The sequence below is a fragment of the Mycobacteroides sp. LB1 genome (assembly GCF_013449725.1).
GTDB lineage: Bacteria > Actinomycetota > Actinomycetes > Mycobacteriales > Mycobacteriaceae > Mycobacterium.
This window is the reverse complement of sequence record NZ_JACCFF010000001.1, coordinates 1,140,583-1,166,662: the sequence shown is the minus strand read 5'-3', so window position 1 is coordinate 1,166,662 and position 26,080 is coordinate 1,140,583. Positions and strand designations below refer to the sequence as shown.

The window sequence follows — 26,080 nt, the reverse complement described above, 5'->3', positions numbered from 1 at the left end:
GCATGCGGGATGCGGACGTACTGTGGACACCGTGAGTGTGCGGATTGTCCCGGTAATGGCCCTGGCCGTTGCCGCCGTGGTGTTGGCTGGATGCTCGCCGCGGTCGTCTTCCGGTGGTGACGACGACGGCGGCGGCGGATCACCCGACGTGCAGGTGACCACGGTGCCAGAGGTGAGCAACGGTCCCGGCAAGGGTTTCAAGCTCGGTGACTGCGGCGGCATGGCTGATGCGGAAGTCACTGCGGCGGTGGGTAATCCGGGACTCAAGCGTGATGTGGACAGCCTGCTGGGCTGCCGGTGGTCCACCGGTCCCGGTAACGGGGACACGTCCGTCTCGCTGTACTGGTATCGGGGGAGCTCCGCGGAGAAGGAGGCCTCGGTTGCTCGGAACCTCGGGCATACGGTGGAATCGGTGACTACCAAGTCCTATCCGGGTTACCGGGTGAGCAACACCGGGCTGTGCGAGCTGTCCGCGGGATCGGGACCGGACTTCCTGCATTGGTCCCTGCAATCCGGGGCCGTTAAGAATGACCCGTGCAAGGCCGTCGAGACCCTGATGGACACGCTGCTCAGCAGGGTGGGAAAGCAATGAAAAGAATCGTCGGCGCGCTTGCCGCTGTCGCGTTACTTCTAGCGGGACCGACCGGTTGCGTACGCACCGTCGACGGCACCGCCATTGCCCCAGGCGAGAGTCTGAGCTCCAACGAGCGGGGCGAGAACGACAAGCTGGACCCGTACGGATTTGGGAACGGCCAATGCGGCCCGCTCGATGAGAAGACCATCGTCGAAACCATCAAGGCCGCGCAGATTTACCAGAATTTCTTTGGGGCACTGTGCTATTGGGTCGCCGCCGATGACGGTGGAAATCTCATAGACCTCCTCTACGCCTACTACGAGGGCGGTGATGTCGACCGCGACCGCAAGGCGGCCGATGGGATGGGCCAGAAGACCGCCGACATTACGATCAACGGCCGCAAGGGATTCACCAGCACCGGACCCAGCAGTGGTTCGGCATGCGGTGTGACCGTTCCCGCCGGAACGGGGTCGTTGACGTGGTGGGTTCAGTACCGCAAGACAGGTGACGGTTGCGCCGCGGCCCGCCAGCTTGTCGAACACATTGTGCAAACGGTGCTGTAGTTCGCTCTGCGGAAGGTTCTAGGAAACCTTCTCGACGGTGTTGTTGGATCCGTTGTTGTTGACCTTCGGCTCGCCGGTCTTGTAGGTGAGCTTGTTCGCGTAACCGGTGACCGTCACTTCGGTCTTGAGCTCGTCGAACGTGACAGTGTTCGAGAAGCCGGAGACGGTGACCTTGTCGCATGGGCCGGTGATGGTCAGCGTGTTGTTGGCACCGGTGATGTTCAGGCGCTTGCCCTCCTCGCAGGCGGCGGTCGTGGTCTGGCCGAAGTATCCGATGACGGTTTCGTCTCCGACGTCGACCTTGGCGGACGTGGGAGGGCTCGCGCTGGACGAGGTCGAGCTGGACGGGGGAGTCCAGGTGCCGGGTGTCGGATTACTTGAACCCGGTTTGATGACGCCGCAGCCTGCCAGTCCGAGGGCGGCGAGGGCGGCGACGGCGAGGGCCATGTGTTTGCGGGACATAGAGCTCATTATCCCGGAGTTGTTCCCGGGATTTGGGTGTCCGGATGGGGTCAACCAGGAACGCGGTCGATGAAATTCATCATGCCCAGCTCGCGCCCGCGGTCGATGATGGCCGGATCGCCCGACTTGTAGAGCACCTTCTGGTTGACGCCGTACACGGTGATGTCGTTGACCACGTTGTCGGCGATGATCGTGTTCGACGATCCTTGTACCGAGATCGCGTAGCAGCTGCCGAGGGCGGTGATGACGTTCTGCGATCCGTTCACGAAAATCGTCGAGTCGCTGCAATCGACGGTGGTGACTAGCCCGTACTGAGTGATGTGGGTGTCACCGTTCTTGGCCAGCCGGATGTTGTCGGCCAGGTCCGAATGACCGGTGTACGAGGTCGTCAATGTGGCGATGCCCGCGGTCACAAGGACCGCGATCAGCAGTCGCTGCGCAACGGAAACTAGAACGTGTGTCATTTCAGCGTCCCGGTCACCCGTTGAGAATAAGCCACGGCTCGCCACGACGAGCACGATAGGCAGACAAACGCGAAGGTGGCGGTGGGAGCGATAGGGTCATGGCAGGCCATGTGCACGGAGGCCGGACCAGGTAGTACCGAACTAGAACGACTCACTCCAGAAGGCGGCAACACGTGACGACCGAGCCCGCAGCCGCGCACCGCAGAAACCCTGCGCGGGCAGCTCGGCTCAACCGTGAGACCGTCGTTAACGCCGCACTTTCCTTCTTGGATCGGGCCGGTTGGGACGCGCTGACGATCAACGCGCTGGCCGTCGAGCTCGGCACCAAGGGGCCCTCGCTCTACAACCACGTGGACAGCCTCGATGACCTGCGCCAAGAGGTGCGAGACCGGGTGCTGGCCGAGATTGTCGGCATGTTGCATACCGTGAGCTCCGGCCGCACCGGCGAGGACGCGATCCTGGCCATGGCCGGCGCCTACCGCAGTTATGCACACCACCACCCCGGCCGGTATGCCGCGCTTACCCGGATGCCGTTCCTGAACGATGTGAACCGCTCGGTGATCGACGTACGCGAGCTGGCCAAGCCCGCGATCGATGTCATCGGTATTTATGGGCTCAATGGAGACACCGCCTTCCATGCCGGAGTCGAGCTGTGGGCCGCGATGCACGGCTTTGTCATGCTGGAGATGACCGGATTCATGGCGGGTCTCGAGATGGACCCTGATATGGCGTTTACGGAGATGGTGCACCGCTTTGCGTCGGGTCTCGCCGAGCGTAAGTAGGCAAGTTGCTCGATCCTGAGTGAGTCGCCGATGACCTGCGCTTTGTCGCTGGTAGGCGAGTTTGTCTCACTGTGATCAGCCCTGGTATGGTAGGGCGCTGTGCCTGGCCAATGGCCACCACTGGGTTACTCGGTGAGGGTCGATAGGGCGCCAGGTCAATTCGCATGCCCAGAGGGTGAAGGAGTTTTTCTTCGCGGCCGCGGTGCGTGCGACACGCCCGGCCTCGGGATACCGATACGGGCGGAAACTGCAGGACAACAGGGCCTTTTGAGGGCTCGCGACGCTAGAGCCCCACACGGTAGTTAGAAGTAACTCGAAGGAAGAGAAAGCCGGTACATGCCAACCATCAACCAGCTGGTCCGCAAGGGTCGCCGCGACAAGGTCGCCAAGGTGAAGACTGCGGCCCTGAAGGGCAGCCCGCAGCGCCGTGGTGTCTGCACCCGCGTGTACACCACCACCCCGAAGAAGCCGAACTCGGCGCTGCGGAAGGTGGCTCGTGTGCGGCTGACCAGCGCGGTCGAGGTCACCGCCTACATCCCGGGTGAGGGTCACAACCTGCAGGAGCACTCGATGGTGCTGGTGCGTGGCGGTCGTGTGAAGGACCTCCCCGGTGTGCGCTACAAGATCATCCGCGGGTCCCTGGACACCCAGGGCGTCAAGAGTCGCAAGCAGGCCCGGAGCAAGTACGGCGCCAAGAAGGAGAAGAGCTAATGCCACGTAAGGGACCCGCGCCGGCGCGCCCTCTGGTCAACGACCCGGTCTACAGTTCTCAGCTGGTGACCCAGCTGGTCAACAAGGTGCTGCTCGATGGCAAGAAGTCCATCGCCGAGCGCATCGTGTACGGCGCTCTGGAGCAGGCCCGTGACAAGACCGGCACCGATCCGGTTGTCACCCTGAAGCGCGCCATGGACAACGTCAAGCCCGCCCTCGAGGTGCGTAGCCGCCGCGTCGGTGGCGCCACCTACCAGGTGCCGGTCGAGGTCCGCCCCGATCGCTCCACCACGCTGGCGTTGCGCTGGCTGGTGAGCTTCTCGCGGGCGCGTCGCGAAAAGACCATGATCGAGCGGCTGGCCAACGAGATCCTGGACGCCAGCAATGGTCTGGGCGCTGCGGTGAAGCGCCGCGAGGATGTCCACAAGATGGCCGAGGCCAACCGGGCGTTCGCGCACTACCGCTGGTGATCTGACGGGCCTCACCCAACACGAGGCCCGCCCAGTTCGTCCATCCCATTCGAAGCGAAAGAGCGGAAACTTCTGTGGCACAGGAAGTGCTGACCGACCTGAACAAGGTCCGCAATATCGGCATCATGGCGCATATCGATGCCGGTAAGACCACCACCACCGAGCGCATCCTGTTCTACACCGGCATCAGCTACAAGATCGGTGAGGTCCACGACGGCGCGGCCACCATGGACTGGATGGAGCAGGAGCAAGAGCGCGGCATCACCATTACATCCGCCGCCACCACCTGCTTCTGGAACGACAACCAGATCAACATCATCGACACCCCCGGGCACGTCGACTTCACCGTCGAGGTGGAGCGCAGTCTGCGCGTACTCGATGGCGCCGTCGCGGTGTTTGACGGCAAAGAGGGCGTGGAGCCGCAGTCCGAGCAGGTGTGGCGTCAGGCCGACAAGTACGACGTGCCGCGCATCTGTTTCGTCAACAAGATGGACAAGCTGGGCGCCGACTTCTACTTCACCGTCAAGACCATTGAGGACCGGCTCGGTGCGCGTGCGCTGCCCATCCAGCTGCCGATCGGCTCCGAGGGTGACTTCGAGGGCATCATCGATCTGGTCGAAATGAACGCCAAGGTGTGGCGCGGTGAGACCAAGCTCGGCGAGAAGTACGAGACCGTGGAGATCCCGGCCGAGCTCGCCGACAAGGCCGACGAGTACCGCGCCAAGCTGCTGGAGACCGTCGCCGAAACCGATGAGGTTCTGCTGGAGAAGTACTTTGGCGGCGAAGAGCTCACGATCGACGAGATCAAGGGCGCCATTCGTAAGCTGACGGTGACCTCGCAGCTATATCCGGTGCTGTGTGGCAGCGCGTTCAAGAACAAGGGTGTGCAGCCGATGCTGGACGCCGTCATCGACTACCTGCCGTCGCCGTTGGACGTCGAGTCGGTCACCGGCCACGTCCCCGGTAAGGAGGACGAGCTGGTCACGCGTAAGCCGTCGACAGACGAGCCGTTCAGCGCGCTGGCCTTCAAGGTGGCCACCCACCCGTTCTTCGGCAAGCTCATCTACATCCGGGTGTACTCGGGCAAGCTTGATTCGGGTGCCCAGGTGATCAACTCCACCAAGGGCAAGAAGGAGCGCCTCGGCAAGCTATTCCAGATGCACTCCAACAAGGAAAACCCTGTGGAGACCGCGTCGGCCGGCCATATCTACGCGGCCATCGGCCTCAAGGACACCACCACCGGTGACACCTTGTGCGACCCAAGCAACCAGGTAGTACTGGAGTCCATGACCTTCCCGGATCCGGTGATCCAGGTGGCCATCGAGCCCAAGACCAAGAGCGACCAGGAAAAGCTGGGCACCGCGATCCAGAAGCTTGCCGAAGAGGACCCCACCTTCAAGGTCAAGCAGGATGACGAGACCGGCCAGACCATCATCGGCGGCATGGGCGAGCTGCACCTGGACATCCTGGTGGACCGCATGCGCCGCGAGTTCAAGGTCGAGGCGAATGTCGGCAAGCCGCAGGTGGCCTACCGCGAGACCATCCGCCGCGCGGTAGAGAAGGTCGAGTTCACCCACAAGAAGCAGACCGGCGGCTCGGGCCAGTTCGCCAAGGTTCTGATTACGCTGGAGCCGTTGGTGGACGCCGAGGACGGTGCCACCTACGAGTTCGTCAACAAGGTCACCGGTGGCCGCGTGCCGCGCGAGTACATCCCGTCGGTGGATGCTGGCGCCCAAGACGCCATGCAGTACGGCATCCTGGCCGGGTATCCGCTGGTGAACGTCAAACTGACGCTGCTCGACGGCGCCTACCATGACGTTGACTCCTCGGAAATGGCCTTCAAGATTGCCGGCTCGCAGGCGTTTAAAAAGGCTGCCGGACAAGCACAGCCCGTCATCCTGGAGCCCATCATGGCCGTCGAGGTCATTACCCCCGAGGACTACATGGGGGACGTGATCGGCGACCTGAACTCCCGCCGTGGCCAGATCCAGGCCATGGAGGAGCGCAGCGGTGCCCGTATCGTGAGGGCGCACGTGCCGCTGTCAGAAATGTTCGGTTATGTCGGCGACCTTCGGTCGAAGACTCAGGGCCGGGCCAACTACTCCATGGTGTTCGACTCGTACGCCGAAGTTCCGGCCAACGTGTCGAAGGAGATCATCGCGAAGGCGACTGGGGAGTAGCGAAAGCTATCGACCCATTCGGGCTTGCGCGAGTGAGTCCGCTAGGCAAATGAAAACCCCTTGCCTCTGAGAAAGTCTCAGAGACAACAGAAAGTCCAGGAGGACACAACAGTGGCGAAGGCGAAGTTCGAGCGGACGAAGCCGCACGTCAACATCGGGACCATCGGTCACGTTGACCACGGCAAGACCACTCTCACCGCAGCGATCACCAAGGTGCTGCACGATAAGTACCCGACTCTGAACGAGGCGTCAGCCTTCGACCAGATCGACAACGCTCCCGAAGAGAAGGCTCGTGGTATCACGATCAACATCTCGCACGTGGAGTACCAGACCGAGAAGCGTCACTACGCGCACGTCGACGCCCCCGGCCACGCTGACTACATCAAGAACATGATCACCGGTGCCGCCCAGATGGACGGCGCAATCCTGGTGGTCGCGGCGACCGACGGCCCGATGCCGCAGACGCGCGAGCACGTGCTGCTTGCTCGCCAGGTGGGTGTGCCCTACATCCTCGTCGCGCTGAACAAGTCCGACATGGTGGACGACGAGGAGCTCCTCGAGCTCGTCGAGCTGGAGGTCCGGGAGCTGCTGAGCAGCCAGGACTTCGACGGCGACAACGCTCCGGTGATTCGTGTTTCGGCACTCAAGGCGCTCGAGGGCGACGCCGAGTGGGGCAAGACCGTTGCCGACCTGATGGACGCGGTTGACGAGTCGGTCCCGGATCCGATTCGTGAGACCGACAAGCCGTTCCTGATGCCCGTTGAGGACGTGTTCACCATCACCGGTCGTGGCACCGTGGTGACCGGTCGCGTCGAGCGTGGCGTGATCAACGTGAACGAGGATGTCGAGATCGTCGGCATCAAGGACACCGTCACCAAGACCACCGTCACCGGTGTCGAGATGTTCCGCAAGCTGCTCGATCAGGGCCAGGCTGGCGACAACGTCGGTCTGCTGGTCCGTGGTGTGAAGCGTGAGGACGTCGAGCGTGGCCAGGTTGTGGTCAAGCCCGGCACCACCACTCCGCACACCGAGTTCGACGGCAGCGTCTACATCCTGTCCAAGGACGAGGGCGGCCGTCACACGCCGTTCTTCAACAACTACCGCCCGCAGTTCTACTTCCGTACCACGGACGTGACCGGTGTGGTGACACTGCCTGAGGGCACCGAGATGGTTATGCCCGGTGACAACACCGACATCTCCGTCAAGCTGATCCAGCCGGTGGCCATGGACGAGGGCCTGCGTTTCGCGATCCGTGAAGGTGGCCGTACCGTCGGCGCCGGTCGCGTTACCAAGATCCACAAGTGATCTAAAGGACGCCAAGGAAACGGCGCTCACCCTTCGGGGTGGGCGCCGTTTTCGTTGTGGGGCAGTGGCTGTTGACCGCGCGTTGGCGCTAACGAGTGAACGAGTGCCCGGAGGTGTTGTTGTCGTGCATCGTGTAGGTCGAGGCCACCTTGGCGCGTTTCTCGATCAACTCGGACAAAAGATTGTTCACCGCACTGGGATTGGGGTTGAGGGCAACCAGCTGTCGGCGCACCAGGCCGATGCCGGGTAGTCGATCCAGGACCGCGGATGCGTTGGCATTGGCCGTCGCCGCCACGCTGAACAGCCGACCCGACATGCGGTGGTTTACCCCTTCGAAGGTTGTGCCCTGGAAGAACTCATCCATCGCCTCCGGTCCCATGAGCATCGAACCCGGGCCTGCGAGAACCTCCGCGAAGACACGTCGGATCGGACCCGTGTGTGCACCCGTCATTCCCGTGGCGAGCGCCTCGATCAGCTCGACGCGCCAACGTGATGCGTCGCCGGAGCGTGCGAGGAGATAGTCGAGATTGCGCATCGCGTCGATACCGGTGCGCGGCAGCAGGTCTTCGGTGACGCCGAACATCAACGCCCACCGCAGCAGGTAGTGCCATACGTCATCGATTTCCCTGAGGGTGCAAGGCCTTCCGAGTCGGTAGTCGACCAGCAGAGCGCCGAGCATCGCCTCGATGAATCCGCACATAGACGCGTTCGAAATGGGGGCACCGTACTGAGCGAAGTTGTCCTCGCCCCAGGCGCTGCGCAATCCGCGGCGAGCCAGTGAGTGCACCAGCCGAACCCGCATGGTCAGCTTGATCTGTTCGGAACCGGGAACCAATCCGTCACGATCGAAGATCATCGAGAAGAACCGATTCGTTTCGGCCAGGCGTTGTGCACTCTGATAGCGGAACCGGCCGGTGGCTCCGGTGGCCGCCGAGACATCCGAGTTCATGACGGTGTCGAAGACCGCGAAGGTTGCCATGACGGCGGTGGTCGCCGTCGTCACCTGCCGTGCCCGTAGCCGGCCCCGTTCCGCCTTGGCGGGATTCCACCATTCCGGAACGCGGTAGGCCTCCGCGAAGAGCGCGCGCAGCGCATCGGGCGGGTTGTCCAGACTGTCAATGCCATGCTCGACGGCCTGTTCGAACAGTGCCCGTGCTTCGCCCGGTCCGAGCTCGTGAAACAGATCCACGACGGCGTCCATTGGTTCGTCGCCCTGCCACATGTGATCGTCGAAGAGGCGGGTCGCCGGTGTCGGGGTCACCTCGTCTTCCACGTCGAACCATGGATCGAACAAATAGTGTCGACAGTGGCGCCAGATCCATCCGAATTCGTTCTTGCCCTCGGGAATTGGGCGCAGCTCCATTCCAGGCCGGAAGTAGTGGTCGAAGGGGTGCGGGTCGCCTGTCGGTGGCTTGTCGACCACGGTGAGCTTGGGCATCGGAAGGCCTCCTCGTGCGATGATGTCGACATCTTTGGCAACATGCATTGTCAATATTAGGGGTCGGGCGGATCCCGCACAAGACACCCTGATGGTCATGGATGATGTACGCCATGAACGTGGTCACACGGTTCCTGAAGATCCTTGCCTTCTCGTTGCTATGTGGGATCGTGGGGCCGATCTTCTGGGTGATGTACTACGTCATCGACGACCCCATGGTGAGCTGGATGCTTTATAGCGGTGTCGGTATCACCATCGCGATCGTGGTCATCGCGTTCGTTTTGACGGTGATATTCACCAGAACCGAGGAGACCCGCAAGCTGTTGGAGGCCAACGGCATTCTTGCGCTGGCCGATGTGGTGGCGGCCAATGAGACCGGGATGAGGGTCAATGATCAACCGGTCATCAAGCTCACGTTGCAGGTGCACGGTGACGGGATCAGCCCGTTCCGAGCCGAGACGCGGACCAGGGTGTCGGTACTGCAGGGTCCCGCGCTCGCCCGGGGGAAGCTCGTCGTGTTGGTTGAGCCGGGTACCGAGAACTTCCAGATCGATTGGCAGCGCAGCGCTTTGCTCAGCGGCCTGATGCCGGCCAAGTTCACCAGTTCGGCATATGGCCGTGAGTATGACCTCACCGGCCAGGCCGGCCCGTTGTTCGAGATCATGAAGATCCTCAAGGCCAATGGTATCGGTGTCGGCGGCGTCGTGGATGTTCGGTCGAATCCAGTTGTCCGTCAACAGATCGACGCGATTCTGCGCAAGACCGAGGGGGCCGGGCAGGCGGCAGAAGCCAAGAGTTCTGTCGCGGATCGGCTCGCCGAGCTGGACCGGTTGAAGGCGACATCGCTGGTGTCCGAACCCGAGTACAACGCCAAACGTGCGGAGATTCTCGGTGACCTTTAGGTTGATTACCCGCTGAACGGTCATTGAACTGGAACACGTTCTAGAACTGCTGCTAGCCTGGTTTTCGATTGCAAAGGAGCAACAGACATGGCAGAGCAGCCCCTGGCTGGAAAAGTGGCCTTCGTAACCGGTGCGGCCCGTGGGCAGGGACGTCAGCATGCCGTGCGACTGGCGCAGGCCGGTGCGGACATCGTGGCGATCGACGCCTGTGCTCCCGTGTCGGAGTACGCGGCGTACGAGGCCGCGACACCCGAAGACCTCAAGGAAACCGTCCGGCTCATCGAGGAGACTGGGCGCAAGATCATCGCCGAGCAGGCTGATATCCGCAATGGCGCCGCCCTGCAGAGCGTGGTCGAGGAGGCTGTCGCGCAGTTCGGGCGTATCGACATCCTTATCGCCAATGCCGGAGTGCTGAGCTGGTCGCGGTTGTGGGAGATGCCCGACCAGCAGTGGGAAGACGTCATCGACACCAACCTCACCGGCACCTGGAAGACCGTGAAAGCCGTTGTCCCGACGATGATCGAGGCCGGTAATGGGGGCTCGATCGTGATCGTGAGCTCGGTGTCGGGGCTCAAGGGCACCCCGGGTAACGGCGCCTATGTTGCCTCGAAATTCGGACTGACCGGTCTCACCAAGTCGTTGACGATCGAACTCGCCGAGTACGGCATCCGCGTCAACTCGATCCATCCGTACGGGGTGACCACGCCGATGATCACCGGCGACTCCATGATGAAGATCCTCGCCGAGCACCCCAACTACCTGCCGAGTATTGCCCCAATGCCGTTGTCACCCACCAAGATGCTCGAACCCGACGAAATCTCCGATGTGGTGCTATGGCTGGCGAGCGATGCGTCGGGCACCCTGGCCGGTGCGCAGGTGCCGGTGGACAAGGGGCACCTGACGTACTGACGCGAGGGCTAGCCCGGCATCACCACGACGGGGACCGGGCTGTGCCTGACGATTTTGGTTGCGCGAGAACCCAGGAAGACGCGGGCGACGGTGCTGTGTGGCCGGCTGCCGAGGACCAGCAACTCGCCGTCTAGCCAGTCGGCACTGTCCAATGCGTCATCCCAGCTGTCGCCCGTGACCACCCGCAACTCGACATCGGGTCCCACGATGTCCTTGCGACGCAGCTCCGCCAACGCTTCCTCGGACTGGGTGACCCAGCTTGCGAGGACGGCATCCTCGGCCTCGGGGCCGACCCCGGCGGTCAGCATGGTGCGGCCGCGCACCGCGAAGGTGGCGACCCGTAGCGGTGCATGCAGACGCTGTGTCAGCCGAACAGCCTGGTGCACAACGTCAACCGCCTCCGCCGTGCCGGGGTACCCGCAGGTCACCCGGCTGACGGTGCCCTCCTTCGAGCCCCGGTAGCCGCGTGGACTGATGGCTAGCGGGATGGGGGAGGAGTGCAACAGCCGGTCACCGGTGGAGCCCAGGACCACCTGCCCGAGGCTCCCCTCTGAGGCGGACCCGACGACGAGCACCTCGGCGTCGGACGCCTCCACGGCCTCGAGGAGCCCGCCCGACACCGAGCGGTGTGCCACGTTGTGGAACGTGACATCGATTCCGGCGTTGATCTTTTCAAGATATGCGGCGGCTTCGGACTTTGAGTCGTCCGACAGCTTCTGTGCCCATTGGGCGTACTCGGCGTCGATTTTAGCTTTCGACAATGTGGACCATGGCTTTGGCACGACGGTGGTGACGGTGAGCGAGGTCTCCAGGACACGGGCGGATTCGACGGCCAGGTGTAGCGCACCCTTGCCGCCCTTGCCGGAGAGGTATCCGACGACGACGGTCATACCGGTTCCTTCTCGGCAGAAACGCTTGGCACTGAGGGTGGTTCGTTGAGCGCGCTGTGGTGACGGCCCCACAGTAGATAGAACGCCAGCACCACAGTGACCCAGGATCCGAAGGCAATCCAGGTTACCCAGGGCAGGCTGAACAGAATGTAACCGCAGGCAATGACAGAGAGGACCGGTGTGACCGGGTAGCCGGGAACCCGAAAGGCGCGCGGTAGCTCGGGTTCTCGGACCCGCAGAATGATGACGCCGATCGATACGACGATGAACGCGGTGAGTGTACCGATCGACACCATGTTTGCGAGGCTGTTCAGCGGTACGAAGGCGGCCATCAGGCCCACGACGACGGCGACGATGATCGTGTTGTTCACCGGCGTCAGCGTGCGGGGGTTGACCTGTGCGAAGACCGAGGGCAGCAGGCCGTCGCGGCCGATGGCGAACAGAATGCGGGTCTGTCCGTACATCGAGACCAGAGTGATCGAGAAGATCGAAATGACCGCGCCCGCCGCGAGGAATGTACTGGCAGAAGTACTTCCGGTGACTTTATCCAGAATCAGGGCCAGGCCGGCGGACTGCCCTTCGAACTCTCTCCACGGCTGCGCGCCCAATGCCGCAAGGGCAACCACCAGATAGAAAACGGTGACAATAAGGAGCGCGGCGATGAGCGCACGCGGCATGGTCCGTTGCGGGTCCTTCACTTCCTCGCCCGCGGTGGACACGGTGTCCAACCCGACATAGGTGAAGAAGATCGTGCCGGCCGCAGCGCCGATACCGCTGACGCCGAACGGTGCGAAGTCGGTGAAGTTGCCCGCTTGAAAGGCGGTGAACGCGATGATCGCGAACACCGTCAGGACGGCGAGTTTGAGTAGCACCATGACGGTGTTCACCAGTGCGGACTCACTTGTCCCGCGGATGAGCAGGATTGCGCACATGACGATCAGGACCACCGCAGGCAGGTTGAGCCAGGCATGCGGTAGCGCGGGGTCCACGTTGTCCCATGGTGCGGCGCTGATCGCGTGCGGCAGATGCGATCCGAAGACGTTGACCAGAAGCTTGTCGAGATACTGGCTCCAGCCCACCGCCACCGCGGCCGCTGACACGCCGTACTCCAGCAGCAGGCAGGCGGCCACGACCATCGCCGCCAGTTCGCCCAAGGTGGTGTACGCGTAGGAGAACGAGGAGCCCGATACCGGTACCGCGGAGGCCAATTCGGCATAACAGAGCGCGGCCAGTCCCGCGGCGAGACCCGCGACCATGAACGAGACCATCACCCCGGGGCCCGCCTTGGGCACGGATTCGGCCAAGATGAAGAAGATGCCGGTGCCCACCGTGGCGCCGACGCCGATCATGGTGAGCTGGAAAGTTCCCATCGACTGCCTCAGATGCCCGCCGGCGCCGTGGGCAGTGGGCGCCCCCGACGTAGGACGGCGGCGCAGCAGCTGCTGGGCAAGGCTGGGTGACGAGGGTGCCATAGTGCCTCCTGGGGCCGGGCGAAACCTACCGGGCGTTGGCCAGCGCTTCAGCGAACTGGTCTATCGCCCAATCGATTTCGTCCTCGGTGATGACGAGGGGTGGTGCAAACCGGAGAGTCGCGCCATGCGTGTCCTTCACTAAGACGCCACACTCTGCCATGCGCAGACTGATTTGTCTTCCGGTTGCCAGATTCGGATCGATGTCTACCCCGGCCCACAATCCCAGCGAACGCACCTCGGTGACACCGTGCCCGATCAGGGCATCGAGACGGGCACGTAGGTGCCTTCCCAGCGCGGCCGATCGCCGCTGGAATTCACCGCGCTCGACGATTGCCACGACGGTCGAACCGATGGCCGCTGCCAACGGATTTCCGCCAAAGGTGGAGCCGTGTTCACCGGGGTGCAACACCCCGAGCACGTCGGTATCGGCCACCACGGCCGAGACGGGTACCACACCGCCGCCGAGCGCCTTGCCTAGCAGGTACACGTCCGGGACCACGTTCCAGTGGTCGCAGGCAAATGTCCGGCCGGTGCGGGCGAGCCCGGACTGGATCTCGTCGGCGATGAACAGAACATTGCTCTCGGTGCACAGTGCGCGGACGGCCGGCAGGTAATCGCGGGGTGGAATGACGATGCCGGCCTCGCCTTGTATGGGCTCCAGGAGCACGGCGACGGTGTCGTCGTCGATAGCCCGGGCCAGCGCATCGATGTCTCCAAACGGGACGCCGCGGAACCCGGGCGTGAACGGACCGAACCCGCCACGTGCCGTCTCGTCCGAGGAGAAGCTCACAATGCTGATGGTGCGGCCATGGAAGTTGTTGTGTGCCACCACGATGTTGGCCTGGCCCGCGGGCACTCCCTTGACGTCGGTGCCCCATTTGCGGGCGACCTTGATCCCGCTCTCGACGGCCTCGGCGCCGGTGTTCATCGGCAGCACCATGCCCTTGCCGCAGAGCCGGGCGAGGTCGCGGCAGAACGTGCCGAGACGATCCGAATGGAATGCCCGGCTCACCAGGGTGACTCTGTCGAGCTGTGCGTGCGCGGTCGCGAGGATCTCGGGGTTCCCGTGTCCGAAGTTCACCGCCGAATAGGCGGCCAGACAATCCAGGTACCGCTTGCCTTCCACGTCTTCGATCCATGCGCCCGCGGCACGTTCGGCGACGACCGGTAGCGGCGCATAGTTGTGGGCGCCGTACTGGTCGGTCAGTCCGATGAGTTCGGAGCTTCTGTACGAATCAGATGACATGCTGGGAGCCTGTTCCGTGACGGTCACGAGTGCAGCTCCAGTGTGCAGCATTTCACCGATCCGCCGCCCTTGAGTAGTTCGGAAAGGTCGATCCCGACCGGTTCGAATCCGGCGGCGCGGAGCTGCTCGGCGAATCCGGTCGCCGCGGCGGGCAGCATGACGTGGCGACCGTCGGATACCGCATTCATACCGAGCACATAGGCATCGGCGGAACTGGCGATGATGGCGTTGGGGTACATGAACCGCAACCTGGCCTGGGAAGCCTCACTGAATGCCGATGGGTAGTACGCGATGGTCTGCGGATCCAGTACGGCCAGTGCGGTATCCAGGTGATAGAAGCGCGGATCGACGAGCTCCAGCGTGACGACGGGAATGTCGAGCATCCGTGCGACTTCGACGTGCGCCCTGACATCGGTGCGAAAACCCGTACCCGCCAACATGATGTCGCCTACCAGTAGGAAGTCGCCCTGGCCCTCGTTGGTGTAACGCGAGTACATGGGACGTAGTCCGTTCCTGCGCATCCACTCGGCGTGCGCGGTGGACTCTCCGGCGCGTTCGGCGTGCGTGAATCGGGCCACGACAGCGTTGCCCCGCAACACGATTCCGCCATTGGCTGCGTAAACCATGTCCGGCAGGCCGGCGACTGGGGACAGGATGTCTACGGTGTGACCAAGACTTTCATAGGTGGCGCGCAGCACATCCCATTGGGCGGTGGCGAGCACCGGGTCGACGGGATTGGACACGTCCATCCAGGGGTTGATTGCGTACTCGACTGTGTAGTACGTCGGCGGCACCATCACGTAGTGACGTGTCGTCGGTGTTCTGTCTGGTTGGTGTGTCGGCGATTCGGCCGGGTGTCCACCCTCGTGCACAACGGTCATGTGCTGAGCGTATGAGAGTCGATTCCTGCAATCAATCTCCATTCGTTGTTTTAAATAGCATGGTTTATTGCGTCTGGATGTTGGATTTGGCATTCTATTGCAGAAAAGAATTGAATCTCCGGAGAAGGGGCGTGAATGGCCGAGCTGGATGCCACCGATGAGCGCATCGTGACGTTGTTGATGCGTAATGCCCGAGCGACATTCGCCGAGATCGGCGCGGAGGTGAATCTTTCGGCCCCAGCGGTCAAGCGCCGTGTCGACCGGTTGGTCGCCACGGGGGTGATCAAGGGCTTCACCACCGTGGTGGATCGCGCTGCCGTCGGTTGGAACACCGAGGCGTACGTTCAGGTCTACTGTCAGGGCACCATTACCCCGGAAAGCTTGCGGCGCGCCTGGATTGACATACCCGAGGTGGTGAGCGCCGCGACGGTGACCGGAACCTCCGATGCGATGCTGCGGGTGTTGGCACGCGATATCCAGCACCTCGAGCGGGCGCTGGAACGCATCCGTTCCAGCGGGGATATCGATCGCACCGAGAGCATCGTGGTGCTCTCCAACTTGGTGGACCGCGCGCAGGTCCAGGGGTAGGAGGCTGGGGTAGGAGGTTGGACGACTCGTGTGTCCAGTCGTGTATGAAGAGACCGTGAATGAAGCGACCGGGAGCGACGCGGAGCGAGGCGTACTGATCATTGGCGGTGGGCTGGGTGCGGCGCGAACCGCCGAACAGCTGCGTCGCGCGGAGTACGCCGGGCCGATCACCATAGTGAGTAGCGAGTCCCACCTGCCCTATGACCGTCCGCCGCTGTCCAAGGACGTCTTGCGTGACGCGGACAAGACCATCGATGCGGTGGTTCTCAAGCCCCGAGAGTTCTACGACGAAAAGCAGATTGAGCTACGACTCGGCGGAAAGGTCGTCTCGCTGGATCCGGTCGCCCGGACGGTGACCCTCGATGACGGAAGCGCGTTGGAGTACGGAGAGGTGATCATCGCGACCGGCCTCGTTCCCCGTCGCATTCCCGCCTTCCCCGACCTGGACGGTATCCACGTACTGCGCACCGCCGACGACAGCTTCGCGCTGCGCGACGATGCCGCGAACGCACGGCAGGCGGTCGTTGTCGGAGCGGGATTCATCGGATGTGAGGTTGCATCTACATTGCGGGCCAACGGAGTTGACGTGGTTCTCGTCGAACCGCAACCTGCCCCGCTATTGGCTGCGATTGGTCAGCAGCTTGGCGACCTGGTTGCGAGGCTGCACCGCAATGAAGGTGTCGACGTTCGGGTGGGCGTCGGCGTGGATGCCGTGGCGGGGGAGGGGCACGTCCAGTCCGTCACGCTGTCGGACGGGACACTGCTGGATGCGGATCTCGTGGTGCTGGGTATCGGGAGCCGACCCGCGACCGATTGGCTGGAAGGGTCGGGCGTCGCGGTGGACAACGGTGTGGTGTGCGATGCCGTAGGTCGCACCAGTGCCTCGCATGTCTGGGCGCTGGGCGATGTCGCCGCATGGGCGGATGCCGATGGGCGTCCTAGCCGTGTGGAGCACTGGAGCAATGTCGCCGAACAGGTCCGGGCTCTCGTGCCGGCGCTACTCGGTCAAGATCCCGCCGCGAATGCGGCTGCCGTGCCGTACTTTTGGAGTGACCAGTACGACGTGAAGATTCAGTCGCTCGGCCATCTCGGGGACTCGGACATCGTGCACATCATCTCTGACGATGGCCGCAAGTTCCTGGCCTATCTGGAGCGCGACGGCGTTCTCACCGGGGTCGTGGGCTGTGGGATGGCCGGTCCGGTGATGAAGATGCGGGCCAAGATCGCGGCGGGAACACCGATCGCCGAGGTGCTCTAGTTCTTCGTCGGGTTAACCCAGGGCCCGCAGGCCCGCCTCCGCGGCATCGAAACCCTTGCCGAGTAGTGCGGTAAGCGCCGACGATTCGTCAGCGAGCCATTGTTCGTAGGCGGCGAGTGCCACACCCAGCAGTGTCCAGGCAACCGTCTGAGGCAAGAGTGTGTGGGGATCAATGCCGCCGCGCCGGGCCACGAACTGTGCGATGACATCGCGCCAGCCGGTATACATCAGCATCGAATATGCCTGCAATGCCGGGATTTCCAGAATCAGTCGCATTCGCATGCGGTGCCGCGGGGTTTCGTCGGCAGGAAAGTTGTTGAAGGTCAACAGCGCCCGGCGCAGGGCGGTGCTGGTGTCCAAGGTGTCCGGAGTCGCTTCCAGGAGCGCGCGCATCACCGCGAGGTGAGCGTCGAAGTCTCCCCACACAATCGCATTCTTGGAGCTGTAGTAACGAAATACCGTGCGCCGGGCGATGCCGGCCGCCGCGGCGATGTCGTCGACGCTCACCTCGTCGAAGCCGCGCTCTGCGAACAACGCCATGGCGACCGTGGTGATCTCCTCCCGGGTCGTGGAAGGGCGTCGGCCTACGCGCGGCGCCTGTGCGTTCATTTCGCCAATTCCGCCATTTCCTGACACCCTCTTCCCTTTCTGCACTCGATGCCATTATTATCGTGACTGCTTCGGTGCTCTTCGCGCAAGCGGCTCATCGGAAGCCCCAGTCGAAACTCACAAGGGAGTGAACAGATGGCCGAGCCCACCACTGTCGCCGGACAGACCACCGACCCCGATGCTCTTCGCGCAAGCGGCTCATCAACCACCGAGCTGGTGCAAGAATCGCTGGTCGAAGAGGTGTCGATCGACGGGATGTGCGGCGTCTACTGAGACGCCCCACCTCAATGAGCGCCATGATTGACGAGGCGCCCACCGGTTTCGACTGGACCCGACCCTGGCAGTTACACCCGCAGGTGTCGCTGCGTCCGGAACCGTTCGGCGCGCTGCTCTACCACTTCGGCACCCGCAAGCTGTCCTTCCTGAAGAATCGCACTCTGCTGCAGATCGTGCAGTCGCTCACCGACCACAGCAGCGCTGAGAACGCTTGGCGAGCAGCCGGTGTGGACGACGACCAGGCCGCCACGTATCGACGGGCCCTGACCGTGCTGGCGGATTCGACGATGATCGTGACCCGAGAGGACTCCCCATGACCGTTGCTCTTCGCGTAAGCGGCTCATCCGCGACTGCTCCGGCACTGCCCCGTCTGAATGTCGCTGACGTTGCGGCTCCGAAACTTGTGGACCAGTTCGAAAAGGGACTGGATGCGCCCATCTGTCTCACCTGGGAGCTGACCTACGCCTGCAACCTGTCCTGTGTGCACTGCCTGTCATCGTCGGGCAAGCGCGACCCGCGCGAGCTATCCACGCAGCAGTGCAAGGACATCATCGACGAGCTGGAACGCATGCAAGTGTTCTACGTGAACATCGGTGGAGGTGAGCCCACTGTGCGATCGGACTTTTGGGAGCTCGTCGATTACGCGACCGAGCACCACGTGGGGGTCAAGTTCTCGACCAACGGCGTGCGGATTACCGAGGAAGTCGCCGCGCGTCTTGCCGCGAGCGACTATGTGGACGTGCAGATCTCGCTGGATGGCGCGACCGCGGAGGTCAATGACGCGGTACGTGGTGTGGGATCGTTCGCCATGGCCGTTCGGGCGCTGGAGAACCTGGCTGCGGCCGGATTCAAGGACGCCAAGATTTCGGTGGTGGTCACGCGCCATAACGTGGACCAACTCGACGAGTTCGCCGCGCTTGCCGCGAGATATGGTGCCACGCTCCGAATCACGCGCCTCCGCCCCTCCGGCCGTGGGGCCGATGTGTGGGACGAGCTACATCCGACCGCGGCGCAGCAGCGCCAGCTGTACGACTGGCTGGTGCTCAACGGGGATCGGGTACTCACGGGCGATTCTTTCTTCCACCTGTCGGCATACGGAGACGGCTCGGGTGGCCTGCCGGGCCTGAACATGTGCGGCGCTGGTCGGGTGGTGTGCCTGATCGATCCGGTGGGTGACGTGTACGCCTGCCCCTTCGCCATCCACGACCGCTTCCTTGCTGGAAATGTGTTGTCCGACAGTGGATTCGACGCGGTGTGGAAGCACTCGCGGCTGTTCAACGAGCTGCGCGAGCCGCAGTCGGCGGGCGCGTGCGGCAGCTGCGGGCATTACGACAGCTGCCGAGGCGGCTGCATGGCGGCCAAGTTTTTCACCGGACTCCCGATGGACGGGCCCGATCCGGAATGCGTTCAAGGCTATGGCGAGGCCGCGCTGGCCGCTGATCGCGTGGTGCCCAAACCCAGTGGCGACCATTCGCATTCGAAGAAGAAGGGTAGGCCGGCCGCCGGACCTGTTGCACTGACTTTGACGCAGAGGCCACCCTCGCGCGCGTGCGATGAGAACCCCCTTTCCAACTTACGAGCAGGACGGTAGATGGCCCGCAACACCTGGTTCGAGACGGTCGCGATTGCCCAGCAACGGGCCAAGAAACGACTGCCGAAGTCCGTCTACAGCTCGCTGATCTCGGCCAGCGAGAAGGGGCTGACCGTCAGCGACAATGTGGAGGCGTTCGGTGAGCTCGGATTCGAGCCCCATGTCGTCGGCATCCAGCCGGACCGTGAACTTTCGACAACTGTTCTTGGTCAAGAGATCTCACTGCCTGTGATGATCTCGCCCACCGGGGTGCAGGCAGTCGACCCCGACGGTGAGGTCGCTGTGGCGCGTGCCGCCGCCGCGCGCGGAACCGCAATGGGACTGTCCTCGTTCGCGAGCAAGCCCATCGAGGACGTGGTGGCCGCCAACCCGAAGACGCATTTCCAGATCTATTGGCTCGGTGGTCGTGACGAGGTGGCTCAGCGCATTCAGCGCGCGAAAGACGCTGGTGCCGTTGGTCTTATAGCTACACTCGACTGGAGTTTCTCGCATGGAAGGGATTGGGGCAGCCCATCCATCCCTGAGAAGATGAACCTGCGGTCGATGATCCGACTGGCGCCGGAAGTTGTCACCAAGCCCGGCTGGCTGTGGTCGTTCGGGAAGAAGATGAACATCCCGGACCTGCGGGTGCCCAACCAGGCGGCCCGCGGGGAAGCCGGCCCGCCCTTCTTCGACGCCTATGGGCAGTGGATGGGAACTCCGGCGCCGACGTGGGACGACGTCCGATGGATGCGTGAGCAATGGGACGGTCCGTTCATGCTCAAGGGCGTCATGCGCGTCGACGATGCGAAACGTGCTGTGGATTGCGGTGTTTCGGCAATCTCGGTGTCCAACCACGGCGGCAACAACCTCGATGGCACCCCGGCGGCGATCCGCGCGCTGCCGGGCATCGCCGCGGCCGTCGGAAACGATCTCGAGGTGCTGCTGGATGGTGGCATTCGCCGGGGCAGCGACGTCGTCAAGGCATTGGCCCTCGGTGCCCGCGCGGTGATGATCGGACGGGCATACCTGTGGGGTCTGGCGGCGGGCGGTCAGGCCGGAGTCGAGAACGTTCTCGACATCATGCGTGGCGGGATCGACTCGGCGCTGATGGGCCTCGCTAAGAAGTCTGTACACGAACTGTCCCCAGAGGACCTCCTGATCCCCCAGGGATTTGCCCGGGGCCTCGGAAGGCACTAGTTAAGCGCACCGCGAACTGAACACACTGTTTCCTGCAGTGAGACAGTGGCGATGTGGCGCCAGGGACTGACGTGACAATCGGGGCGAAGTGGCCGCCAGCGCATAAGCCGACGGCCAGCAAGGATGTAAAGACCTCGCTCGGGTGCGCCAACTTTGGATGCATTTGAGGTGAATTCGGCCTACCATCGGCGGGTGGCTGTCCCGACTGTCTTGAGCACCGCCACCTCTCGGGAGCTCGCAGACGAGGCCATCACCCTGTTTACTCCGCTCGGCTCAACCGAACAGCATGGGCCGCACCTGCCGTTGGATACCGACACACAGATTGCTGGTGCCGTGGCAACCGGTGCGGCCCGGGAGCTGAGGGCCGATGCCGGAGACACCCGAACAGTTCTCGCTCCGGCCATAACGTACGGAGCCAGTGGGGAACACCAATCCTTCGCTGGAACAATCTCGATCGGTACCGCGGCGCTGACCCACGTTCTCGTCGAGTACGGGAGGTCGGCCACTCAGTGGTGTCGGCGCATCGTGTTCGTGAACGGTCATGGCGGCAATATTGAGGCGACGGTGTCGGCGGTGCGGTTGCTGCGTTCAGAAGGTCGCGATATCGCATGGTGGGCGTGTGCCGTCGAGGGCGGCGACGCTCACGCCGGACACGTGGAAACGTCTCTGCTGCTGCATATTTCACCAGAATCGGTGCGACGCGAGAAAGTGTGTGCCGGAAATTCCGCACCGCTACGTGAGTTGATGACACCGATGCGGGCAGGCGGAGTGGCGGCGGTGAGTGCGATCGGCGTACTCGGCGATCCGACGACCGCCAACAGTCAGGACGGCGCGCGGATGCTCACCACGATGACCCGAGGATGCGCCGACGCGGTGCGTCGCTGGGCGCCCGATGCCGACGGGCGGCTGGTATGACCACAAGCGACGGAGACACGCGGGGCGTGCAGGGTGTGTTCGTGCCGGACGGCAGACTGCCAGACGGATTCGCGGTTCAGGTGGACCGGCGGGTTCGCGTTCTCGATGAGGGCTCGGCGCTGCTAGGTGGCTCCCCGACTCGGCTGCTGCGGTTGGCCCCTGCCGCGCGAACTCTGCTTTCCGGTGGACGGCTTGAGGTGCGAGATGCGACCAGCGCCCAGCTCGCACGGACACTGCTGGATGCGACAGTCGCCCATCCCCGCCCCACGGGTGGGCCCGGTTACCGTGATGTGACCGTCGTTATTCCGTGCCTTAACAATGGATTTGGGTTGCGCAGGCTGCTGCGCGCATTGCGCGGAATGTCCGTCATCGTCATCGACGACGGCTCCACTATCCCGATCGTGGAGAGTGATCTCGAGGGGATGCACTGTGACGTGCGCGTGGTGCGCCATGCCGACAGCCAGGGACCGGCGGCCGCGCGCAACACCGGGCTGAAGCTGGTGACCACGGACTTCGTCGCGTTTCTCGATTCCGATGTGGTGCCCAGGCGCGGCTGGCTGGAGGGACTGCTGGGTCATTTCAGCGATCCGGCGGTGGCCCTGGTTGCCCCACGCATCGTGGGATTGGTGCTGAGCGACAACGCTATTGCTCGATATGAAGCAGTCAGATCCTCGCTGGATCTTGGACTGCGTGAGGCCCCGGTCGTGCCATACGGTCCGGTGTCCTATGTGCCCAGTGCGGCCATCGTGGTCCGTCGGTCGGCGATCGATGGGATCGGTGGATTCGACGAGTCGCTGCGATGTGGCGAGGATGTGGACCTCTGCTGGCGGCTGATCGAGGCAGGTTCTCGGCTTAGGTACGAACCGGTATCCCATGTGGCGCATGACCACAGGCTTACCCTTCGGGAATGGTTCGCGCGCAAAGCATTCTACGGAAGAAGTGCCGCACCGCTGTCGACGCGTCACCCTGACAAGGTGGCGCCGATGGTCATCTCACGGTGGACACTGCTGGTGTGGATTCTTGCGGCGGTGGGTTCTGGAATGGGATATCTGGCCGCGGCGGGAATGGCGGTACTGGCGGCCGGACGCGTGGCGCGCACGCTCAGAGGAGTGGACACCCCGCCACGTGATGTCGCTCGGGTCGCTGCCCAGGGGGTGGGTGGCGCCGCGTTGCAGATCGCGTCCGCGCTGTGCCGTCATTACTGGCCGTTGGCGTTGGTAGCGGCAGCGCTGTCACGGCGCAGCCGGCAGGTGCTCGTCGTGGCAGCCATTGTCGATGGCGTAGTCGATTGGATGAAGCGCAACGACAACTCGGCCTCACCCGATGACCGGATCGGTCTGATCGAGTACGTACTGCTGAAGCGCCTCGACGACATCGCCTACGGGATTGGTTTGTGGACCGGGATCGTGCAGGAGCGCAATCTCGGCGCGCTCCGACCGGAACTACGGCCCTGAGCAGGCCGATCCACGCGGATGCGCTCATTGTGGGCGCGGGGAGCGCGGGTTCCATTCTGGCAGGGTGTCTTTCCGAGGATCCGTCGTTTCGGGTAGTGCTTGTCGAGGCGGGCCCGCCGTCCTCCGCGGACGAGGCCGGTATACGTGACGGGTACCGGCTGCCGATCGGACCGGGTAGCGAGGTCGCCACCTATTACTGGGCGACGCTGACATCCACAGGCGACCAGGCGGAGTTGGTGCGGGGATCCGTGGTCGGTGGCTCCGGTGCGATCAACGGTGGCTACTTCGTCCGGGGTCGGCCCGCAGACTTCGATGGATGGTCGGTGCCGGGATGGTCCTGGGCAGATGTGCGTGAACACTTCCGTGCGATGGAGACCGACCGCGACTTCCGTGACGATCCGCTGCATGGGTCGTCGGGACCCATTCCGATCGGGCGCAAGCACGAACAGAGCAGCGCCGGAAGAGAATTGATGGGCTTCGCCGCCAAGCTCGGGTATCCGGTGGTGGCGGACCTCAACGGCGCCGCCGGCGTCGGGGTGGGACTGGTGCCGCTCAACATCGACAGCGGGGTGCGCGTCGGGCCCGCGCGCGCATATCTGGAGGGGGCGGGCTGGCGTCCCAACCTCGCGGTGTATTCCGGTACTCGTGTCCTTCGGGTGTTGTGTAACGGCGGGCGCGCTACCGGGGTACAGGTGGCGGTTGCGAACTCGGTGCGGACACTGACCGCCGATCGAATCATTTTGAGTGCGGGGGCGATTGAGAGCGCCAAGCTGCTGTTGCTTTCCGGGCTCGGGCCGGCGGATGACCTACGCGCGGTGGGGGTTGAGCCCGTTGTCGACCTGCCGGGTGTCGGTACCCGTGTGATGGACCACGCGGAATGGGTACTGGACACCGGGGATGAGGGGCAGCCGGGCTATCCCGTCCTGGACACCGTGCTGCACACCGACCGTCAGACGGATATCGAGATACGGCCTTATACAACCGGATTCGCCGCGATGGCAGGGGTGAAGGTGAAAGGGCCGGACGCTCGGCAGATCGGCGTCGCATTGATGACGCCGCAGTGCCGCGGTCGCGTTGAGCTGCGCTCGGCTGACCCCGCGGCACCGGTGTACATCGACTTGCGTTATGACAGTGAGGCCGCCGATATGGATCGGTTGCGTGACGGCGTGCGCCTGGTGTCCGATCTGTATGGACGGCGGTTCGGTGGTCCGCGGTGGTCCACCTCGCAGCATCTGTGCGGAACCGCTCCGATGGGTAATGACGGTGACACGCATGCGGTCGTCGACAAATACTGCCGTGTCAGGGGAATCGACGGGCTCTTCGTCATCGACGGCTCGATCATGCCGACCATTCCGAGCCGTGGGCCAGCCGCCACCATCGCGATGATTGGCCATCGAACTGCCCAGTTTGTTGCGTGGTCGTAACGTCGGCACGAATCTTGCCGTCTACCGCACGCGTGCGGGCCATCGCACGCACAATTGGACGATGTCCAGCACCGATAGAGGCACGAATGCCAGTGAAGCCGTCGACGCACCGCACGAGCATGCGGGTGTCCAATCACACCTCGAAGGTGCCGACTATCTCGCCCGGCGCACGCTGAAATCGGGTACCGCCGGCTGGGTGCTACTGGCCGGGCTCGGGGTGAGTTATGTGATTTCCGGCGACTACGCGGGCTGGAACACCGGGCTGAGCAAGGGCGGATTCGGGGGGATGGCCATCGCGGCGGTCATCATCGCGGCGATGTACCTCGCCATGGTGCTCAGCATGGCGGAGATGTCGTCCGCGCTGCCGACCGCGGGCGGCGGGTATACCTTCGCGCGGCGCGCGCTGGGGCCTTGGGGTGGATTCGCCACGGGGACGGCGATTCTCATTGAGTACGTCATTGCACCGGCCGCGATCGCGACATTCATCGGCAGCTACGTCGAGTCGCTGCACTTGTTCGGGCTCAAGGACGGCTGGTGGATCTATCTCGCCGCGTACGCGATCTTCATCGGCATCCACCTCAGCGGTGCGGGTGAGGCCCTCAAGACCATGTTCGTCATCACCGGTATCGCGTTGGTCGGCCTCATCACCTTCGCCGTGGGGGCGGTCGGCAAGTTCGATATACACAACTTGACCAATATCCCGGTCGCTGAAACAGCCACGGGTGCTTCGGCATTCTTACCCTATGGATACCTGGGTATCTGGGCGGCGGTGCCGTTCGCCATCTGGTTGTTCCTGGCCATCGAGGGTGTCCCGCTGGCCGCCGAAGAAGCCCGCGACCCGGCCAGAAACATTCCACGCGGCATCGTGATGGCCATGCTGGTGCTCGTGATCACCGGGACAACCGTGCTGTTCTTGGTGCCCGGGGTCGGGGGAGCTGAGGCGATGGGCCAGTCGGGCAATCCTCTAGTCGAGGCACTGGGTACGACCACGGTCGCGAAGGCCGTCAACTACATCGGGTTGGCCGGGCTCATCGCCAGCTTCTTCTCCATCGTCTACGCCTACAGCCGACAGACCTTCGCGCTGTCGCGGGCCGGTTACTTGCCGACCGGGCTATCCGTCACCAACAGTCGAAAGGCCCCGCTCCTAGCGCTCATCGTCCCCGGATTTATCGGATTCCTGTTGTCGCTCACCGGAAAAGGCGCGATGTTGCTGAACATGGCGGTGTTCGGTGCGGCACTGAGTTACGTGCTGATGATGGTGAGCCATATCGTGCTGCGTGTCCGCGAGCCCGAGATGGAGCGCCCGTACCGCACCCCGGGCGGCATCGTCACCAGCGGGTTCGCCCTGGTGATCGCCTGTGCGGCCGTGGTGGCGACATTCATCGTTGATACCACCGCGGCGTTCGCCACGTTCGGTGTGTTCCTGCTGTTTATGGCGTACTTTGGGTTGTACAGCCGTCATCATTTGGTAGCGAACTCCCCGGACGAGGAGTTCGCGGCGCTTGCAGAAGCCGAAAAAGAAGTGAAATAGGCATAT

At 63.4% G+C, this 26,080-nt stretch carries 27 protein-coding genes; 19 read left to right on the top strand and 8 right to left on the bottom strand.

Translation table 11 applies throughout. The annotated features are described in order from the left end of the window. The first annotated feature begins 22 nt into the window (after positions 1 to 22). Together MLB1_RS05795 and MLB1_RS05790 are read left to right on the top strand one after the other, a co-directional pair. Positions 23 to 592 carry a DUF3558 domain-containing protein gene (locus MLB1_RS05795; protein WP_180749711.1) on the top strand — a complete coding sequence of 190 codons (570 nt, stop codon included), beginning with the start codon at positions 23 to 25 and terminating at the stop codon, positions 590 to 592. Next, on the top strand, positions 589 to 1,137 hold the full coding sequence (locus MLB1_RS05790; protein ID WP_180748708.1) for a DUF3558 domain-containing protein: 549 nt from the start codon (positions 589 to 591) through the stop codon (positions 1,135 to 1,137). Before MLB1_RS05795 ends, MLB1_RS05790 begins: the two co-directional genes overlap by 4 nt. An 18-nt stretch (positions 1,138 to 1,155) precedes the next feature. On the opposite strand, the gene MLB1_RS05785 is transcribed toward MLB1_RS05790, so the two are convergent. Both MLB1_RS05785 and MLB1_RS05780 read right to left on the bottom strand, forming a co-directional pair. After that, positions 1,156 to 1,599, bottom strand: a complete 444-nt coding sequence (locus MLB1_RS05785; protein WP_255485597.1) for a DUF3060 domain-containing protein — start codon at positions 1,597 to 1,599, stop codon at positions 1,156 to 1,158. A gap of 50 nt (positions 1,600 to 1,649) precedes the next feature. Further along, positions 1,650 to 2,030 carry a DUF3060 domain-containing protein gene (locus MLB1_RS05780; RefSeq protein ID WP_180749710.1) on the bottom strand — a complete coding sequence of 127 codons (381 nt, stop codon included), beginning with the start codon at positions 2,028 to 2,030 and terminating at the stop codon, positions 1,650 to 1,652. A 206-nt stretch (positions 2,031 to 2,236) separates the two neighbouring features. On the opposite strand from MLB1_RS05780, the gene MLB1_RS05775 reads away from it, so the two are divergent. From MLB1_RS05775 to tuf, 5 genes are all read left to right on the top strand, one after another. Further along, on the top strand, positions 2,237 to 2,845 hold the full coding sequence (locus MLB1_RS05775; RefSeq protein ID WP_180748706.1) for a TetR/AcrR family transcriptional regulator: 609 nt from the start codon (positions 2,237 to 2,239) through the stop codon (positions 2,843 to 2,845). A gap of 336 nt (positions 2,846 to 3,181) precedes the next feature. Beyond that, a complete protein-coding gene (gene rpsL / locus MLB1_RS05770; protein WP_078297736.1) occupies positions 3,182 to 3,556 on the top strand; it encodes a 30S ribosomal protein S12 in 375 nt (124 codons plus the stop codon). After that, positions 3,556 to 4,026, top strand: coding sequence for a 30S ribosomal protein S7 (rpsG, locus tag MLB1_RS05765; protein ID WP_180748705.1), 471 nt, complete (start codon positions 3,556 to 3,558; stop codon positions 4,024 to 4,026). The genes rpsL and rpsG overlap by 1 nt, the downstream gene beginning before the upstream one ends. Before the next feature lie 74 nt (positions 4,027 to 4,100). Then, positions 4,101 to 6,206, top strand: coding sequence for an elongation factor G (fusA, locus tag MLB1_RS05760; protein WP_180748704.1), 2,106 nt, complete (start codon positions 4,101 to 4,103; stop codon positions 6,204 to 6,206). Positions 6,207 to 6,317: 111 nt separating this feature from the next. Further along, positions 6,318 to 7,511 (top strand): elongation factor Tu, encoded by a 1,194-nt coding sequence (gene tuf / locus MLB1_RS05755; protein WP_078359767.1) that lies wholly within the window; start codon positions 6,318 to 6,320, stop codon positions 7,509 to 7,511. Between the two features lie 88 nt (positions 7,512 to 7,599). On the opposite strand, the gene MLB1_RS05750 is transcribed toward tuf, so the two are convergent. Continuing rightward, positions 7,600 to 8,949: an oxygenase MpaB family protein gene (locus MLB1_RS05750; protein ID WP_180748703.1), complete on the bottom strand. Its 1,350-nt coding sequence runs from the start codon at positions 8,947 to 8,949 to the stop codon at positions 7,600 to 7,602. A 113-nt stretch (positions 8,950 to 9,062) separates the two neighbouring features. Here MLB1_RS05750 and MLB1_RS05745 point away from each other — a divergent pair, with 113 nt between their 5' ends. Together MLB1_RS05745 and MLB1_RS05740 are read left to right on the top strand one after the other, a co-directional pair. After that, positions 9,063 to 9,851: a hypothetical protein gene (locus MLB1_RS05745; protein WP_180748702.1), complete on the top strand. Its 789-nt coding sequence runs from the start codon at positions 9,063 to 9,065 to the stop codon at positions 9,849 to 9,851. 87 nt (positions 9,852 to 9,938) lie between these two features. After that, positions 9,939 to 10,760 carry a mycofactocin-coupled SDR family oxidoreductase gene (locus MLB1_RS05740; RefSeq protein ID WP_180748701.1) on the top strand — a complete coding sequence of 274 codons (822 nt, stop codon included), beginning with the start codon at positions 9,939 to 9,941 and terminating at the stop codon, positions 10,758 to 10,760. 8 nt (positions 10,761 to 10,768) lie between these two features. Here the strand turns inward: MLB1_RS05740 and MLB1_RS05735 are convergent, their stop codons facing one another. From MLB1_RS05735 to ddaH, 4 genes are read right to left on the bottom strand one after another with little or no spacing between them, the layout of a single operon-like run. Further along, positions 10,769 to 11,650 (bottom strand): universal stress protein, encoded by an 882-nt coding sequence (locus tag MLB1_RS05735; RefSeq protein WP_180748700.1) that lies wholly within the window; start codon positions 11,648 to 11,650, stop codon positions 10,769 to 10,771. Beyond that, positions 11,647 to 13,122, bottom strand: coding sequence for an amino acid permease (locus tag MLB1_RS05730; protein WP_180748699.1), 1,476 nt, complete (start codon positions 13,120 to 13,122; stop codon positions 11,647 to 11,649). Before MLB1_RS05730 ends, MLB1_RS05735 begins: the two co-directional genes overlap by 4 nt. Before the next feature lie 25 nt (positions 13,123 to 13,147). Further along, positions 13,148 to 14,368 (bottom strand): ornithine--oxo-acid transaminase, encoded by a 1,221-nt coding sequence (gene rocD / locus MLB1_RS05725; RefSeq protein ID WP_180748698.1) that lies wholly within the window; start codon positions 14,366 to 14,368, stop codon positions 13,148 to 13,150. 23 nt (positions 14,369 to 14,391) lie between these two features. Beyond that, positions 14,392 to 15,249 (bottom strand): dimethylargininase, encoded by an 858-nt coding sequence (gene ddaH / locus MLB1_RS05720; protein WP_180748697.1) that lies wholly within the window; start codon positions 15,247 to 15,249, stop codon positions 14,392 to 14,394. 135 nt (positions 15,250 to 15,384) lie between these two features. On the opposite strand from ddaH, the gene MLB1_RS05715 reads away from it, so the two are divergent. Together MLB1_RS05715 and MLB1_RS05710 are read left to right on the top strand one after the other, a co-directional pair. Further along, a complete protein-coding gene (locus tag MLB1_RS05715) occupies positions 15,385 to 15,837 on the top strand; it encodes an Lrp/AsnC family transcriptional regulator (RefSeq protein ID WP_180748696.1) in 453 nt (150 codons plus the stop codon). A gap of 55 nt (positions 15,838 to 15,892) precedes the next feature. Beyond that, positions 15,893 to 17,095: an FAD-dependent oxidoreductase gene (locus MLB1_RS05710; RefSeq protein ID WP_180748695.1), complete on the top strand. Its 1,203-nt coding sequence runs from the start codon at positions 15,893 to 15,895 to the stop codon at positions 17,093 to 17,095. A gap of 12 nt (positions 17,096 to 17,107) precedes the next feature. Here the strand turns inward: MLB1_RS05710 and mftR are convergent, their stop codons facing one another. Then, a complete protein-coding gene (mftR, locus tag MLB1_RS05705) occupies positions 17,108 to 17,704 on the bottom strand; it encodes a mycofactocin system transcriptional regulator (protein ID WP_180748694.1) in 597 nt (198 codons plus the stop codon). A 135-nt stretch (positions 17,705 to 17,839) separates the two neighbouring features. Between mftR and mftA the strand changes: the two genes are divergently transcribed. From mftA to eat, 8 genes are all read left to right on the top strand, one after another. Next, entirely contained in the window at positions 17,840 to 17,977 is a 138-nt protein-coding gene (mftA, locus tag MLB1_RS24020; protein WP_078359775.1) for a mycofactocin precursor MftA, read from the top strand. A gap of 14 nt (positions 17,978 to 17,991) precedes the next feature. Continuing rightward, a complete protein-coding gene (mftB, locus tag MLB1_RS05695; RefSeq protein ID WP_180748693.1) occupies positions 17,992 to 18,297 on the top strand; it encodes a mycofactocin biosynthesis chaperone MftB in 306 nt (101 codons plus the stop codon). Further along, positions 18,294 to 19,571: a mycofactocin radical SAM maturase gene (mftC, locus tag MLB1_RS05690; protein WP_180748692.1), complete on the top strand. Its 1,278-nt coding sequence runs from the start codon at positions 18,294 to 18,296 to the stop codon at positions 19,569 to 19,571. Before mftB ends, mftC begins: the two co-directional genes overlap by 4 nt. Next, on the top strand, positions 19,572 to 20,750 hold the full coding sequence (gene mftD, locus MLB1_RS05685; protein WP_180748691.1) for a pre-mycofactocin synthase MftD: 1,179 nt from the start codon (positions 19,572 to 19,574) through the stop codon (positions 20,748 to 20,750). Positions 20,751 to 20,918: 168 nt separating this feature from the next. Then, on the top strand, positions 20,919 to 21,665 hold the full coding sequence (gene mftE, locus MLB1_RS05680) for a mycofactocin biosynthesis peptidyl-dipeptidase MftE (RefSeq protein WP_180748690.1): 747 nt from the start codon (positions 20,919 to 20,921) through the stop codon (positions 21,663 to 21,665). Next, entirely contained in the window at positions 21,662 to 23,119 is a 1,458-nt protein-coding gene (mftF, locus tag MLB1_RS05675; RefSeq protein WP_180748689.1) for a mycofactocin biosynthesis glycosyltransferase MftF, read from the top strand. Before mftE ends, mftF begins: the two co-directional genes overlap by 4 nt. A 26-nt stretch (positions 23,120 to 23,145) precedes the next feature. Then, a complete protein-coding gene (gene mftG / locus MLB1_RS05670) occupies positions 23,146 to 24,543 on the top strand; it encodes a mycofactocin system GMC family oxidoreductase MftG (protein WP_371750591.1) in 1,398 nt (465 codons plus the stop codon). Between the two features lie 61 nt (positions 24,544 to 24,604). Next, on the top strand, positions 24,605 to 26,074 hold the full coding sequence (gene eat / locus MLB1_RS05665; protein WP_180748688.1) for an ethanolamine permease: 1,470 nt from the start codon (positions 24,605 to 24,607) through the stop codon (positions 26,072 to 26,074). The last annotated feature ends 6 nt before the right edge of the window (positions 26,075 to 26,080 follow it).